The sequence below is a fragment of the Bradyrhizobium sp. ORS 285 genome, from assembly GCF_900176205.1.
Taxonomy (GTDB): Bacteria; Pseudomonadota; Alphaproteobacteria; order Rhizobiales; family Xanthobacteraceae; genus Bradyrhizobium.
On the sequence record NZ_LT859959.1, the window covers coordinates 839558 to 853487 of the forward strand.

General features: G+C 65.8%; 15 protein-coding genes. 6 read left to right on the top strand and 9 right to left on the bottom strand.

What is annotated here, in order from left to right:
- Positions 1-26 precede the first annotated feature (26 nt).
- Entirely contained in the window at positions 27-374 is a 348-nt protein-coding gene (gene tnpB / locus BRAD285_RS03830; protein WP_006613318.1) for an IS66 family insertion sequence element accessory protein TnpB, read from the bottom strand.
- The gene (locus BRAD285_RS03835) at positions 371-760 is read right to left on the bottom strand and encodes a transposase (protein WP_157681650.1); all 390 of its coding nucleotides are present in this window, start codon (positions 758-760) and stop codon (positions 371-373) included. Before BRAD285_RS03835 ends, tnpB begins: the two co-directional genes overlap by 4 nt.
- 55 nt (positions 761-815) lie before the next feature.
- Here BRAD285_RS03835 and BRAD285_RS35140 point away from each other — a divergent pair, with 55 nt between their 5' ends.
- Entirely contained in the window at positions 816-1121 is a 306-nt protein-coding gene (locus BRAD285_RS35140; protein ID WP_157681656.1) for a hypothetical protein, read from the top strand.
- On the opposite strand, the gene BRAD285_RS03840 is transcribed toward BRAD285_RS35140, so the two are convergent.
- Positions 1107-1688, bottom strand: a complete 582-nt coding sequence (locus BRAD285_RS03840; protein WP_006614599.1) for an ATP-binding protein — start codon at positions 1686-1688, stop codon at positions 1107-1109. The two genes, BRAD285_RS35140 and BRAD285_RS03840, sit on opposite strands and share 15 nt — an antisense overlap.
- A gap of 231 nt (positions 1689-1919) precedes the next feature.
- Entirely contained in the window at positions 1920-3116 is a 1197-nt protein-coding gene (locus BRAD285_RS03845) for a cytochrome P450 (protein WP_006614598.1), read from the bottom strand.
- Positions 3117-3643: 527 nt separating this feature from the next.
- Between BRAD285_RS03845 and BRAD285_RS03850 the strand changes: the two genes are divergently transcribed.
- From BRAD285_RS03850 to BRAD285_RS03860, 3 genes are read left to right on the top strand one after another with little or no spacing between them, the layout of a single operon-like run.
- Positions 3644-4237, top strand: coding sequence for a response regulator transcription factor (locus BRAD285_RS03850; protein WP_006614597.1), 594 nt, complete (start codon positions 3644-3646; stop codon positions 4235-4237).
- Positions 4238-6028: a hybrid sensor histidine kinase/response regulator gene (locus BRAD285_RS03855; RefSeq protein WP_006614596.1), complete on the top strand. Its 1791-nt coding sequence runs from the start codon at positions 4238-4240 to the stop codon at positions 6026-6028.
- Between the two features lie 46 nt (positions 6029-6074).
- A complete protein-coding gene (locus BRAD285_RS03860; RefSeq protein WP_006614595.1) occupies positions 6075-7214 on the top strand; it encodes a helix-turn-helix transcriptional regulator in 1140 nt (379 codons plus the stop codon).
- 17 nt (positions 7215-7231) lie between these two features.
- On the opposite strand, the gene BRAD285_RS03865 is transcribed toward BRAD285_RS03860, so the two are convergent.
- From BRAD285_RS03865 to BRAD285_RS03885, 4 genes are all read right to left on the bottom strand, one after another.
- Positions 7232-7861 (bottom strand): LysE family translocator, encoded by a 630-nt coding sequence (locus BRAD285_RS03865; RefSeq protein WP_006614594.1) that lies wholly within the window; start codon positions 7859-7861, stop codon positions 7232-7234.
- 364 nt (positions 7862-8225) lie between these two features.
- Entirely contained in the window at positions 8226-8984 is a 759-nt protein-coding gene (locus tag BRAD285_RS03875) for an SDR family NAD(P)-dependent oxidoreductase (protein WP_035648336.1), read from the bottom strand.
- A 312-nt stretch (positions 8985-9296) separates the two neighbouring features.
- Positions 9297-9827: a ParB N-terminal domain-containing protein gene (locus tag BRAD285_RS03880; RefSeq protein ID WP_087877569.1), complete on the bottom strand. Its 531-nt coding sequence runs from the start codon at positions 9825-9827 to the stop codon at positions 9297-9299.
- A 216-nt stretch (positions 9828-10043) separates the two neighbouring features.
- Positions 10044-10793: a thioesterase II family protein gene (locus tag BRAD285_RS03885; protein ID WP_006611426.1), complete on the bottom strand. Its 750-nt coding sequence runs from the start codon at positions 10791-10793 to the stop codon at positions 10044-10046.
- Positions 10794-11165: 372 nt separating this feature from the next.
- On the opposite strand from BRAD285_RS03885, the gene BRAD285_RS03890 reads away from it, so the two are divergent.
- A complete protein-coding gene (locus tag BRAD285_RS03890) occupies positions 11166-11390 on the top strand; it encodes an MbtH family NRPS accessory protein (protein WP_050886823.1) in 225 nt (74 codons plus the stop codon).
- Positions 11391-11483: 93 nt separating this feature from the next.
- Here the strand turns inward: BRAD285_RS03890 and BRAD285_RS35665 are convergent, their stop codons facing one another.
- Positions 11484-11816 carry a hypothetical protein gene (locus BRAD285_RS35665; protein WP_172889717.1) on the bottom strand — a complete coding sequence of 111 codons (333 nt, stop codon included), beginning with the start codon at positions 11814-11816 and terminating at the stop codon, positions 11484-11486.
- Between BRAD285_RS35665 and BRAD285_RS03895 the strand changes: the two genes are divergently transcribed.
- Positions 11803-13845 carry an AMP-binding protein gene (locus BRAD285_RS03895; RefSeq protein WP_244422163.1) on the top strand — a complete coding sequence of 681 codons (2043 nt, stop codon included), beginning with the start codon at positions 11803-11805 and terminating at the stop codon, positions 13843-13845. The genes BRAD285_RS35665 and BRAD285_RS03895 overlap by 14 nt on opposite strands.
- Positions 13846-13930: the final 85 nt, after the last annotated feature.

Consider the following 13930-nt stretch of genomic DNA (forward strand, 5'->3'; position numbering starts at 1 on the left):
TACCGGAAAGCCGCAACTATCTCTGCTCAGCCTGCGCTCTGTGGCCGCCATGTCAGCTGCGGATTCCTCCAATCGATCGCCTCAAGCATGTAGGCCATCTGCGCGGCCGAGATCGACACCGCGCCATTGGACACCGAGGGCCAGATGAACTTTCCTCGGTCGAGGCGCTTGGCGTAGAGCGACAAGCCGATTCCGTCATGCCACAGGATCTTGACCAGATCCCCGCGACGGCCGCGGAAGATGTAGAGATCGCCGGCGTGGGGATCTCGCTTCAAAATCTCCTGGACCATCAGGGCCAGGCTCTGCATACCACGGCGCATGTCCGTGTGGCCGGTCGCAATCCAGACCTTGACGTCGCTCGGGATCGGAATCATCGCCGCCTCAAAAGGTCGAGAATGCGCCGAAGTGCCTCGGTGTCCACGTCGCGGTCGACGCGCACGCAGCAGTCGTCCAGTTCGATCTCGATCGTTCCGGCCCGCATGCTCGGTGCGGCACGCGATGGCGACGGTGGTGATGGCACCCTCGTCAAGTCGTCAGCCTGCGACGACACGATGGCGACAGGAACGATAGCCGGCACAGCCTCGGCACCCAGCCGGCCCTGCCGCGCCTGCCGGCGCCAGGTGAACAGCAGGCTCTGAGCCACCCCATGCCGCCGGGCAACTCCGCAGACGGTCTGCCCGGACTGCATCGTCTCCTCGATCAGACGAACCTTATCCTCATAACTCCATCGACGCCGCCGTTCGGCGCCCAAAACTTCCATCTGCATCGCCGCATGACCTCAAGGCTGGACTTAAGGCCATATCCTTAGGCGGCCGGTGACGCCGAACAAGGCGGCCTACGCCGGAGCGATACGTCTCACCGAGCCTCATCGAAGCGAAGTAGCGCTTGCAGCGATGGACCGGTACATTCGGCTGCATCTCGACGATACGGGACGCATGGTCCTGCCCACCACGCTGCTCTCTCACCTCGAAGTGGTCGATCCGCCCGCTCTCCGGCTGGTGGTGCGCAATGGCAAGTTCTGGTTTTGGTCAGAACGACGATGGCGTGCAGGGCAGTTAGAGCGATACCTACAGATGGCGAAAGCGATCGAAGAGCGCAGCCAAGATTCAGGAGCGCATTAGTCTCGCGGCGAGCTGAGATGCCAGTTCTGCGCAAGGCGCGGCCGAGTCGAAGAAGTGTATCGCCGTTCCGAGGTGCATCCCATAGGTAGTGGCGACGCTGGCCTGAAGTTGAGTGTGGAAGCGTGCTTCCTCTTCAGTGATCTGGGGACGGCCCTGCGCGTTATTGGCGATGCGTTGGAGTGCCACCTGCGGTTCGGTGTACAGCACCCAGATCTGAGTAGGCCCGAGCTTCTCAAATTCTTTGAGGCTATAGGGAGTCACCCGATACCCGTAGTTTTCCTTTGTGACCGCGTGGCTGTCGATAATAACGGGGCGGGTCGTTCTGTGCGTCGCGACGAAATCGAGTAGCTCACGATCCACTTCTCGCACGTCGTCGAGCGTTATCGCTCCAGCCGACCGGGATCGAAGTTCAGTTTGGTCGCTCACCCGGCCGGAGCTCAGAAGTCTTGCGGTTAGGCGTTCGCCAAATTCGAAGATCTGTAGATCCTGAATCTGCTCCTTCAAAGCCCTAGTCAGGGTGCTCTTGCCGGTGGCGGGTGCCCCAGTGAGGTAAACAACTTCAGCCATGCGACCTCCTCGGCAGGTCCGAGCAGAGACTGGAAGTACAATTATAGATTGTTTTCTGATTCTTCATAGGGAAGCAAGCGTCGCTAGCCCGAAGCGACAGATGAGTTCCCCGATCGTGCAATCAAAATCCGCGCGTCCTGCGGTGACACAGAAACCAGGATCTCAACGAACTCAGGGTCAAATACAAGCGGGCCGGAGGCCACGCAGTCCAACAATACGTTAGCTGTAATTCTACTGCACTCTCGCCGGCAAATTCAGCGGCCCCCGAAACCCAAACCCATGCCACCGCACGCTGGCCGCATCCACCAGCTCCATCTTCGGAAACCGCTCGAACAGCATCGGCAGCAGGATGGCGCCGACGGTGCGGCGGGAGAGGTGGGCGCCGGCGCAGTGGTGAGGGCCGTTGCCGAAGGCCTGGTGGGGGTTGGGGTCGCGCAGCGCGTTGTAGCGCTCGCCGTCGATGAACAGCTCCTCGTCGCGGTCGGCGGAGGCCTGGATGGTCATCACGGTGTCGCCCTTCGGGATCAGGCAGCCGCGGATCTCGGTGTCCTCCATCACCAGGCGTGAGCTCGCCTGGATCGGCGCCACCCAGCGCACGCCTTCCTCGAAGGCGGCGCGCCATTTGTTGTCCGCGCGCACGGCCTCCAGCTGCTCCGGGTTGGTCAGAAGGCCGTAGAGGATCGTCAGCAGCGCGTCGCGCGGCTCGTTGATGCCGCCGCCGATCGCGATCTTGATGTTGGCGATGATCTGGCTGTCGGGGATGGGGTTCTTCGCGTTGACCATGAAGGACAGTGCGGAGGAATCGGGCGCAGCCTTCACGCGCGCCATGTTGGCACTGATACAGCGGTCCATCTCGGCATTGGCACGGTCGCTGGCGTCGAACGGTCCCGGCGTCCAGCCGAAATTGCCGGCGCCGTCGATCAGGGTCTGCGACCAGCGCTGCATCTCCTCGTCGCTGGCATCCGGCACGCCCATCACATGGGCCAGGATGCGCGCGGCCAGCGGGCCGGCCAGCGCGGGGAACAGATCGACGATCTCCCCGCGCGGCAGCCGGTCGAGATACTCAGTGGCGAATTGGGTGTAGAGCGGCTCCCAGACGGCTTCGATCGTCTTCGGCATCAGGGCCGGCATCATCGCCATGCGCTCGGCGCGGTGCTCGTCGTGATCCTTGCGCATCAGGGTGTGCGCGAGGAAGGCGCGCTTCATCGGCGTGTTCGGATCGTCGGACGAGAACAGCGCCGCATTGTCCTTCACATACTTTGTGTCGGCTGCCTTGGTGAGGAACGTCCGGCCCACCGACTTGACCCGCAGCACTGGCGCCTCGCGCCGCAGCCGCTGATAGATCGGATAGGGATCGCGCGTGAGCTCCGCGATCGTGATCGTCTCGTCCAGGGGAGCCAGTTTAGGAGCCAGGGTCGCGGTCGGCATGGGGCGCTCCTGTTGGGGATGCGGGCCAGCGCGTAGCCTGCTCGACGATAGTGGCAGCGACCGGGCCGTGCAATGCCGGTCCGATGCGCCTCGCAGGACGCGCCTCTGGTCTGAACGGCATCCGGCGACGCCGGTTCCGCGGCGTGACTTCTCTCCGCGGGATCACCCCGCCAGCCACAGCAACAGCAGCATGACCGCGGTGACCGCCGTGATCACCGCGTTCCTGGTCAGGGCCGCGCGGGGCGGCATCCCGCCGTCTCCCGCAACGCCGTCTTCTCTGTGCCCGATCATCGGGTGTGTCCCCCCACCGCGCCGGAATGCGCCTCGACTCAGCCGAATCGCGGGCCGGTGGCGAGCTGTTGTTTTCGATAGCTCCCCCATTTGATGGATCTATGTAAGAAAAAGTGCAGAGCTGAGCGTTTGCACCCGACCGTTTGGTGCCGTCGGGCGACCCATGAGAATGCGTACCCGGCCACCTCCGGCCGGATGCGCTGAAATGGTAATATTGTAGTTGGAAGGTTAGGCAGGTGCGGTCGGTTCTCTTCGTCGACGATCATCCCATCTACCGGGATGCCGTGCGCCGCACCCTCGAGCTGGAGATCGAGGGCCTGCGCGTCGCCACCGCGGAAAACTGCGGCGCGGCGCTGGCGCTGCTCGCCGACCGCGAGGTCGACCTCTGTCTTGCGGACTACCGCCTGCCGGATGGCGACGGCTTGTCGCTGCTGAAGCAGGTGAGGGCGCGCCATCCGCTGATCGCGGTGGGCCTGCTCTGTGCCGATCTCTCGCCGGCTCTGGCCGATGGTGCGGCCGCCCTGGGCGCCGTGCTCTGCCTCTCCAAGGACAAGACCTCGGCCGACCTGGTCGCTGCGATCAGCATCGCGTTTGCGGGCGGGCGGGTCTACGACGCGGCCGGTGCGGGCGCTGATAGCAACGCGCTGTCGCTGCGGCGTCGCGAGATCCTGATCCATGCGAGCCAGGGGCTGCTCGACAAGCAGATCAGCGAGCTCATGGGCGTCAGCGAGAGCACGATCCGGGCGCATTGGGCGCGGATCTTCGAGCAGTTGCAGGTCGGCAACCGCACCGAGGCGGTCACGCGGGCGCTGCGCCAGAGGTTGATCTGAATGCCGGCCGGAACAGCAGCGCGCGCGCGGGCGATCTATCGTGAGCGCATCCAGCTGTTCTTCCGAACGCGGACGCTGCCGTATCTCGGCGGCATCCGCGTGCTCCAGGCGATCTCGACCAGCGGCGCGGCGTGCGCCGGGCTGCTCGTCTGGCTGACGTGCAACCTCTCGCCCGTCCGCGCGGCGATCTGGACCGGTCTCGTCGTGCTGACGGAATGCCTCATCACCAACGTCAATGACGCGTTCCGCGTCGCATCCCCTTCCGACGAGGCGCTGCCGAAATGGGGCTGGGCCAAGGCGGCGCTGTGCGGCCTCAACGCGCTCGCCTGGTCGCTCAGCCCGCTGCTGCTGCATGTCGACGGCGCGCCCGCATCGGTGCTCATGCCGTTGAGCATCGTGATCTTCTTCGTGGCGATCGCGACCTGGATCGTCGGCGCCGACTACACGCCGAGCATGTGGATCGTGATGGTCGCCGCGATCGTGCCGGCGGCGCTGTCGTTCCTCAGCTTCGACGGCGAGCTCGAGCGCGTCGCGGGCTTCAGCCTGCTGGCGCTGCTGCCCTTCATCATGGCGACCGGCATCATCGCGGCGAAGAAGGCCGAGGCTGCGATCAACATCCGCCTCGACATCTCCGAGCTGCTCGACATCAAGGCGAAGCAGGCGCAGCAGATCGAGGCGCTGTTCGCCGAGAGGACCCGCTTCTTCAGCGCGGCCAGCCATGATCTGCGGCAGCCGCTGAACGCGATGGGGCTGTATTTCGAGCTGCTGGCGCGATCCTCCGATCACGGCGACCGCAACGAGATCATCGCGCGGCTGCAGGATTGCGCGAGCAGCCTGCTCCGGCAGTTCGACGCCATCATGGGCGTGTCGGCCACCGATGCCGACATCCGCAATGCGAGCGTCCGAGCCGTGCCCGTTCATGCGATCTTCCTCAGCGTGGCCTCGACGCTCGATCTCGAGGCCCGGCGCAAGGCGCTGCGCCTGCGCGTCAGGCCGTCCGATCTGTGGTGCGCGGTCGATCCGGCGCTGCTCGAGCGGGTGCTGCTCAACCTCGTCGGCAATGCGATCAAATACACTGACAAGGGCACGATCCTGATCGGCGCCCGCCGCCGCGCCGGGTCGGTGAGAATTCAAGTGATCGACACCGGCATCGGCATCGAGCCGCAGCATCTCGACGCGATCTTCGACGACTTCTTCCAGGTCGGAAATCCCGAGCGCAACCGCGACCGGGGGCTCGGCATCGGGCTGGCCATCGTCCGGCGCCTGTGCGCGGCGATGGACTGGCCGCTCGAGGTCAAGTCCGCGGTTGGCCGCGGCACGAGCTTCAGCCTCACCGTGCCGATGGCGGATGCGGTGCCGGCCAGTGCCGACATCGCGCCGATGGAGCAGGGCGCGCGCCTGCCGGATCCGTCCGATCCGCCCGGAATCCTCGTGATCGATGACGATGCGACGACACGCGACTCGCTCGGCCGGGTGCTGACCAATTGGGGCTATGAATGCGCAGCCTTCGACGGCGGCACGCCGGCGCTGCGCTTCCTGGAGCAGGAGGGCGCACGCAAGCGATGGATCGTGCTGCTCGACTACCGCCTCGCGGGACCCGAAACCGGGCTGGGCATTGCCGACAAGATCATCGCGGCTCACGCCAGCCGCACGCGGCTCGTCATGATGACCGGCGACATCGGCGCTGACATCACTGAGGGCGCCCGCGCGCGCGGCATTTTGCTGTTGCGTAAGCCGGTGCAGCCGATCCGGCTCAGCGCGCTTCTGGGTGCGGACATGGCAGCGGAGTAGCGCGCATTCTTTTGGTTTGTTCGTCGGGAATTGGAATAGCAGAGCCATGCACGTCACCGAGAGCTCCGTCATCGCCTGTGTCGGCAACATCTATCAGGCCGCGCATGATCCGACGCTGTGGTCGCAGGCGGTCGAGTCGCTGCGGACGCTGTTCGACGGATCGAAGGCCTGCCTGGTGCGGATCGGACCGGAGCGCGGGCCCGATGATTTGATTGCGCCCAGCAACGACCCGGCCTTCCAGGAGCGCTACATCGCCGAGTTCGCCGACGAGCCCAACATCATCGAGCACGCGGTCGCGCGGGCGGAGGTCGGGACGGCCTACAGCGATGTCAGCTTCATCGGCAGGGAGACGTTGAGAGCGAGCCGTCTGTGGAACGACTGGATGGCGCCGCAGGACATGTATGGCGGGCTGACCTGCAAGCTGGCTGCGGCGGGCGCGTCGACCTGGTTCTTCGACGTGCAGCGCGGCCGCAACCAGACGCCGTTCGACGCCGCCGATCTCGAGCTGCTCGGCACGATCGCGCCGCATCTCACCCGCGCGCTGGAGATGTCGCGACAGGCGCGGATCGCGCAGCTGGTCTCCACCAGCCTGTCGCAGCTGCCGTTCGCGCTGATGGCGGTGGATGCGGGCCTGCGCATTCTCGCCAGGAATGAGGCGGCCGAGCAGATCCTGTCGGAGCGCGACAGCGGCCTGTCGGAGCGGCGCAGCGTGCTGGTGACGCCGGACCTCCAGAGCACGGCGAGGCTGCAGCGGCTCGTCGCCGAATCCTGCGCTTCTGCGCGGGGCCTGCCGGGTGTCGGCGGCGATCTTCTCATCGTGCCTGCGCGGCAGGCCGGCGATACCGGCGCGCTGGCGATCTCCGTCGGTCCTGCGACAGGTCTCGACAGCCCGACGATCGCGCTGGAGCCGTGCGCGATTCTGATTGCGCGCAAGGTCTCGCAGCAGCTGCCTGCGGGATTTGGCGAAGCCATCGCGCGGTTCTTCGAGCTGACGCCGCAGGAGGCGCGCGTCGCCGCCGCGATTGCGGCCGGTCAGTCGCTCAAGCAGGCGGCAGAGCTGATCGGCATCCGCGTCAGCACGGCCCGCACGCATCTCGCGCGGATCTTCGACAAGACCGGCACCAGCCAGCAGAGCCAGCTCGTCGCGCTGCTCCGAAGCGTGCAGGTGACGCTGCCTCGCAAATAGACGAGGCCGCCACACGCTCAGGTCACGAGGCGTCCGCAGGCTTTTGCGAGGGCGAGCGCGCCGAGTCCCATCAGCAGCAGGCTGGCGAGCTTGTTGCTCAGGCCGAGCACGCTCGTATCGAAGCGCAGGCGGATGATGGCGATCGTCGCGCTCAGGATCGTCCACCACAGCACGGAGCCGATGAACACGCCGGCCGCCAGCAGAAGCCCCGCCGAATGCCCCATCAGCGTATGCAGCGCCGCGCAGAACAGGATGATGGTGAGCGGATTGGCCACGCCCAGTCCGATCGCGCTCGTATAGGTCCTGATCAGTCCGGTGCGATCGACCTGATGCGTCGCCGGGAGCGCGATCGGCTGCTGGCGCATGCGGACGGCGAACCACAGCAGAACGATGCCCGACACCAGGCCGAGCACGAGCGAGTTCGTTTCCGCCCAGCGCTGGATGATCGCTCCGATCCCGGCGATTGCAAGCACGCTGTAGGCCAGATGCACCGTGGCCGCGCCCAACCCGGTCGCGAGACCTGCGGCTGCGCCCGACGTCAATGTCCGCTGAATGCAGAGAATGCCCATCGGTCCGACCGGAGCCGCCACCGTCAGCCCGACTCCGATGCCGGCGATGAGCGTCGCAACTGATTGAGGCAGGGACATCGGCGAGCCATCCGTTCGTTCCGGCTCGCTGATTAGCAATGCAGATGACGTGCGGCGTCATTCATTTGACTGAGAGCATGCGCCTGCTGCGACAGTTTGGTGTCGCGATGGATAGTTCTGTGGCGCAGGTCACACGCGTGGCGTCGAGGAGACGCTTCGCGTGGCTATTGCATATGAGCAAAGCCCGCAGCCGACAGCACGCCTTCCTACCGTCCTTCGAGACGCCCGCCTCCGGCGGGCTCCTCAGAACGAGGCCTGTGGCGTGGCGGGACTCTCAACCCTCATGGTGAGGAGCGCCGGGTTCGGCGCGTCTCGAACCATGAGGCCCCCTCCGGAGGTCCGACCGATAGGCAATCGCCCGGCCTCACACCCATCCGCCATCCACGATGTAGTTCTGATTCGTGCATGCCCCGCTGTCATCCGACGCGAAGAACAGCACCACGCGGGCGATGTCGTCGGGCATGATCTTGCGCTTGAGGCATTGGCGTTGCATCAGCTCGGCTTCGCCTTCGGGCGTGAGCCAGAGCTTGAGCTGGCGCTCGGTCATGGTCCAGCCGGGGAGGATCGAGTTGACGCGGATGTTGGCAGGGCCGAGATCGCGGGCCAATGCGCGGGTGAGGCCCTGGATGGCGGATTTCGCCGTCGTGTAGCAGGGCATGCCGCCTTGGCCGAGCACCCAGCTGACCGAACCCAGATTGACGATCGCGCCGCCGCCGGCGTTGCGCATGTCGGGCGCGACCGCCTGGGCGGCGAAGAACTGGTGCTTGAGGTTGACGGCCATGCGCTCGTCCCAATACTCCGGCGTCACCTCCTCGATGCTGTGGCGGTCGTCGCGGGCGGCGTTGTTGACGAGGATCGTGATCGGGCCGAACGCTTTGCGTACGCTGTCGATCGCGGCGCGAAGCGCGGCGATGTCCCGGACATCGGCGTGCTCGAAGTGGATGCGCGCCTCTGCCGGCAGGCTCTTCAGCAGCGTCTGCGAAGCCTCGCGGTCGATGTCGATGAAGGCTGTGCGCGCGCCCTGGTCGAGGAAGTTGCGCACGATGGCTTCGCCGATCCCGGAGCCGCCGCCGGTCACGAGCACCGTGCGGTCCTTCAGGCTGGGATAGATGGCGGTCGGCATGGGGCGTCCTCTCGATCTCGGTGGCTGACGGGGATGGGTGATGATTTGCAATGCATGGCGCCGCGTCACGGGCGCCGCGGCGGGGAGGACGATCGCATAGCTGCGCGCGAGTTGGTAGTCCGGCGTCTCGCGACGCCATCATGGCCGGCCTTGCGCGATTGACATCGTTGCGGTGCGGCGAACGTTTGGAAGGCCACGGCTTTCGATGCATGCCGAACCACTGACACGCACAGGCTGAACCCGCCGATGATCGCGATGACAGGCGAGCGCAGGCCGCTGATCGTCACCACGCGGCTCGGCGACGCGTGACCGTCAGTAGCGGCCGCCGCTGCGCTCCTGCTGCTTGATCCAGTCGGACAGCGTCTTGGGGGCGGCGACGGTCGCGCCGGAGCGCGTCGGCTTGGCTGCGCCGCTGCGTCCGCTCCGGGGCGTGGTCTCACCGGGCCCGCGCGGACGTGTCGCAGCGTGCGCGCCCGCGCTGCCGCGCGATGCGGCGGCGGGCTTGTCCGCTTCCTCCTTCTCCAGCCGCAGCTTGCGCAGCCGCTCCATCTTCTCGCGCTCGGGATCGGGCGGTGGCGGCGGCAGCTCGCGCTGGCGGGCTTCCTCGGCGGAGACCAGTAGCGCCTTGATGGCGCCTTCGCCGAGAGCCTTGCAGGCTTCCAGGCGGTGCAGGCCCTCGACCAGCACGAAATGGTCCTTGTCGCGGCGCACGAGGATGGGCTCGCGCTGGCCGACTTCCAAAATGCTCTCGGCCAGCGCGTCGACCACGTCCGGCTTGAGCGCTTTGCGCTTCTTCTCGGGAACGTGGATCTTGTCGATGGGCAAGCTTTCCGGAGCGGACACGGTCGGGACTCCCTTGTCGTTACGCCCTCGGCTTCCTCTCGATCACGCCGGATCCAGCGAGCCGGTCGGACGATCGCGAGCGGAGTCCAACAGCGGCGCGCCGCATCGCGAGAGGAGACGCGGGCGGATACCATAGGGACATTGCGCGGACATCTGCAAGCGCGGCGATGCGGAGCCGCGGCGCATGCCGGCTGGCCGCTCCGTTCCAGACGTTCCTCAACTGCCCGCAGCGTGCGAGGTCGCAAGATCCGGCGTCGCGGCGAGCGCCGCGCGCAGGTCGTGCTGCAAGGCCGCGGCGAGCGTGGCTGCGTGGTCGCGGAGATAGAAGTGGTCGCCGGGAAACAGCCTGTTGACGCAAGGACCGGTCGTTTCCTTGCGCCAGGCACGCAACTCGGCCGCGTCCACCTCGGCATCGTTGAGGCCGCCATAGGCCGCGATCGGAATGGACAGCATGCGGCCGGGCGCGGGCGCGTAGGTCTCGCAGGCGCGGAAGTCGGCGCGCAGAATCGGAAGCAGCAGGTCCATGAGATCATTCTCTGCGATCACCTCGGGCGGCGTCGCGCCGAGCTCGCGCAGATGCGCGATGAACACCGCATCCGATGTATCATGCATCGCGGGCGTTTGTCGTGGCGCGTCCGGCGCGCGATGTCCGGAGACGGCGAGAAGCGCGGGACGTGAGCCGTGACGCAAAGCGAGTCGATGACACACTTCGAATGCGACGAGGCTGCCCATGCTGTGCCCGAACAACGCGTAGCGCGCATGACGGCGTGACGCCATCGTCTCGGCAAATTCGTCGGCAATGCGCGCGATCGAATCAAGCAGCGGCTCGCGCATGCGGGTTCCGCGCCCGGGATAGTCGACGGAAACGATCTTGATGTCGGGATGGAAGAAACGTTGCCACGCGCTGAACACGCGGCCGCTGCCACCGGCATAGGGCATACAATAAAGAAGAGTCTCTGCACTCATCTGTCGCTCATCGTGATGAGATCATTCGGAACGTCTGAGGTTGGCAGGAGTTGCTGCCCGTCTCACGCGATGTGTACGTGTGACGTCGGCGTTGTTTGTAAAAGTTTTATGGTGACCGGGCTCGACGCGGAGCTGGCCGCCCTTCAAATAAACGTTAGAGAGAAGTTACAACCTAAAGTGGGTTCCTGCTTTACATTGGTATTGCGGTAGGGAGAGGCCTCCTGTATTAGGAGAGATATAGGACGAGCTAACAAGTGCGATCGTCTTCTTCAAAGATCGATCGTCGTTGCTCGGCTCGTGCTGCTGTGTTGCGTTGCCCGAGGCGTCGGAAGCGCGTGTCCAGCGGCGTGTCTAACGAGGAGGTCGAACGTCATGCATGCCAACGCCAAGCCGAGCACGCCGGCCGAGGAGGAGTTCATCGTCGTCCTCAACGACGAGGAGCAGTATTCGATCTGGCCGGCCGGCCGTGCCATTCCCGACGGCTGGCGCGCCGAGGGCGTGCGCGGAGCCAAGGCCGATTGCCTGAAGCATATCGATGAAGTCTGGACCGACATGAGGCCGCTCAGTCTGCGTCGCCGCATGGCGGAGGCCTCCTGAGAGCGGGAGATCGTAGCTGTCGCAGCCTGCGCCGCGCGATGCAGGTCGGTGGTTTCTGGAGTTGCACATCAACCTGAGTGTGGCTGTCGAGCGTCAGGCATAGGCGAAGCTGATCCTGATGGGTGGGTCGGTGGTCCGTAGTGCCTCGAAAGACGGCTGTTTGGAGTTGCGACCGAGTGGATGCGGTCGCGACGGGTGATGTGCTGCCGACAAATAACCCATGTCCGCCGAGGTGCTGGCGGACGTCGTTGTGATGCGTTCGGCTGGGGACCTGAGGCCGATGATGAGATCCGAGAGTCTAGTAAAGAGCAGTGCCGTCAGCACTGGTGCGGCAACGATGGTGGAGGCGTTGCGATCGAACGCGCTGATGATGCCGGAGCGGGCCGCATTCCGCTTTCTGCCGGCTGCGTCGGTGACGGCCGACATCAGTTATGCCGAACTCGATCGCGTTGCGACGCGATTGGCGGTGCGGCTGCGCAAGTCGGGACTTAGGCGTGGCGACCGTGTCCTGATGTTCTACCCGCCGGGGCTGGAGTTCGTGAGCGCGTTCTTCGCGGTGCTCTATGCAGGTGCGGTGGCGGTGCCGCTCGCGTTGCCGCGTCGCGCAGGCGGTGGCGGCGCCATCGCGGCGCTGATCGAGAATTCCGAGCCGGCGATGGTTCTGACATCTGCGTCGCTGCAGGCGCGGCTCGATGGCTTGGTGTCGGCGTCCGGCCATCCGCTGCCAACGATTGCAACTGACACGCTTCCGCTCGATGGCGCAGGCCTCGACGACGCAGGCGACGGCGAGCTGATCATGCCGTCGCCCGACGAGCTCTGCGTGCTGCAATATACGTCCGGCTCGACCGGTTTGCCCCGCGGCGTCGCGGTGACCCATGGCAATGCGGCGCGCAACGCGCTTCTGCTCGGCCGTCAGGCCGAGCTCGACACCGGCTCGGTGTGGGTCAGCTGGGTGCCGCACTTCCACGATCTCGGCCTGTTCGGCAGTATCTGCACCTCGCTCTATCACGGCGCCACTGCCATCCTGATGCCGCCGGCCGCCTTCGTCAGTCGTCCGGTCCGCTGGCTGGAGGCCATCTCACGCTTCGGCGGCACGATCACGATCGCGCCGAACTTCGCCTATGATCTCTGCCTACGGCAGGTGGCCGAGGAAGACTGCGTCGGCCTTGATCTGCGCCACTGGCGCGTCGCGGGCTCCGGCGCCGAGCCGATCAATCAGCAGACCATGGACCGTTTCGCCGAACGTTTCGCGTCCTACGGGCTCGACCCTCGCGCGATGTGTCCGTTCTACGGGCTGGCCGAAGCGACGCTGCTCGTCTCCGGCGGACCGGTGTGGGGCGGGCAGTCGGCCTTGACCGTGTCACATGCGGCGATGAAGCAACGCGCGATCCGCGACGCCGACACTGCCGAGGATGCCTACAGTTTGCCCTCATGCGGTGTGCCGAGCCCGGAGCATCGCATTCTCATCGTCGATCCCGACACGCGACAGCCTTGTGCGCCGGATGCGATCGGCGAGATCTGGATCGACGGCTCGACCACCGGTCCTGGCTATTGGCGCAATCCCGACGAGACCGAGCGCGTGTTCGGCGCGCGCCTTGCCGACGGTGAGGGCCCCTATCTGCGGACCGGCGATCTCGGCGTGATGCGCGACGGTACGCTCCATGTCTGCGGGCGGATCAAGGACGTGATGATCGTTCACGGTCAGAACGTCTATCCGCAGGACGTCGAGCTGACGGCGCGCGAAGCCGTTCCCGAGATCACCGAAGCGGCGGCGTTCACCACGCCCGATCGCGCATCGGAGCAGCCCATCCTGGTGATCGAGCAGCCGAGGCGGGGCTGGCGCGATACCGCGGCCGTGCTTGAGACCGTGCGGTCCGCGGTGTCGGCGCGGCACGGCATCGAGCTCACGCGTGTCGTGGTGACGCAACATCGTCTGCTGCCGAAGACCTCGAGCGGCAAGATCCAGCGCTCTCGCGCCCGCGCGATGCTGGCCGACGGCTCGCTGCCGATCCAGGCCGAGTGGAACTCGGAGCTCGACGAGGCGGCGGCGGAGGAGCAGCGACTCGACGCGGTCGAACTCGTGATCGCCTTGAAGGGGCAGACGCGCTCTCAGCAGGAGCGGTCGATCGAGGACTATCTGCGCGACATTCTGCGCGACTTGGCCGGCATCGATGCCGACCAGCTCGGTCCAGATGATCCGTTGATGGCGTTCGGCGTGACGTCGCTCGGGCTGATGCGGATCAGGAGCAGAATCGAGAGCGACTTCATGGTGCGGATCGATTCGACACGGCTGTGGCAGGACTGCTGCCTCGCCGAGCTCGGGCGCGAGCTGCACGCGCGTTTGCTGGTCTCGCCGCTGTGGGCCGAGGCCGACATGCTGCGGGGTCTCGCCATGGAGGTCGCCAGAATGGACGACAGCGAAGTCGCCCGCGCATTGGGTGCAGGCCAAGCCTGACGCTTGGCCTGACCCGTTCCCGATAGTCGCGCAGGACTATCCAAAGAGATTAGCGATCGATCGCCGTCCCTGTCATCGATGACGC

Bases quoted from the DNA above. Each gene is read 5' to 3' on its own strand.
- tnpB (WP_006613318.1), bottom strand. From the start codon at position 374: ATGATTCCGATCCCGAGCGACGTCAAGGTCTGGATTGCGACCGGCCAC.
- BRAD285_RS03835 (WP_157681650.1), bottom strand. From the start codon at position 760: ATGGAAGTTTTGGGCGCCGAACGGCGGCGTCGATGGAGTTATGAGGAT.
- BRAD285_RS03840 (WP_006614599.1), bottom strand. From the start codon at position 1,688: ATGGCTGAAGTTGTTTACCTCACTGGGGCACCCGCCACCGGCAAGAGC.
- BRAD285_RS03845 (WP_006614598.1), bottom strand. From the start codon at position 3,116: ATGCCGACCGCGACCCTGGCTCCTAAACTGGCTCCCCTGGACGAGACG.
- BRAD285_RS03855 (WP_006614596.1), top strand. From the start codon at position 4,238: ATGCCGGCCGGAACAGCAGCGCGCGCGCGGGCGATCTATCGTGAGCGC.
- BRAD285_RS03860 (WP_006614595.1), top strand. From the start codon at position 6,075: ATGCACGTCACCGAGAGCTCCGTCATCGCCTGTGTCGGCAACATCTAT.
- BRAD285_RS03865 (WP_006614594.1), bottom strand. From the start codon at position 7,861: ATGTCCCTGCCTCAATCAGTTGCGACGCTCATCGCCGGCATCGGAGTC.
- BRAD285_RS03875 (WP_035648336.1), bottom strand. From the start codon at position 8,984: ATGCCGACCGCCATCTATCCCAGCCTGAAGGACCGCACGGTGCTCGTG.
- BRAD285_RS03885 (WP_006611426.1), bottom strand. From the start codon at position 10,793: ATGAGTGCAGAGACTCTTCTTTATTGTATGCCCTATGCCGGTGGCAGC.
- BRAD285_RS03890 (WP_050886823.1), top strand. From the start codon at position 11,166: ATGCATGCCAACGCCAAGCCGAGCACGCCGGCCGAGGAGGAGTTCATC.
- BRAD285_RS35665 (WP_172889717.1), bottom strand. From the start codon at position 11,816: ATGTCGGCCGTCACCGACGCAGCCGGCAGAAAGCGGAATGCGGCCCGC.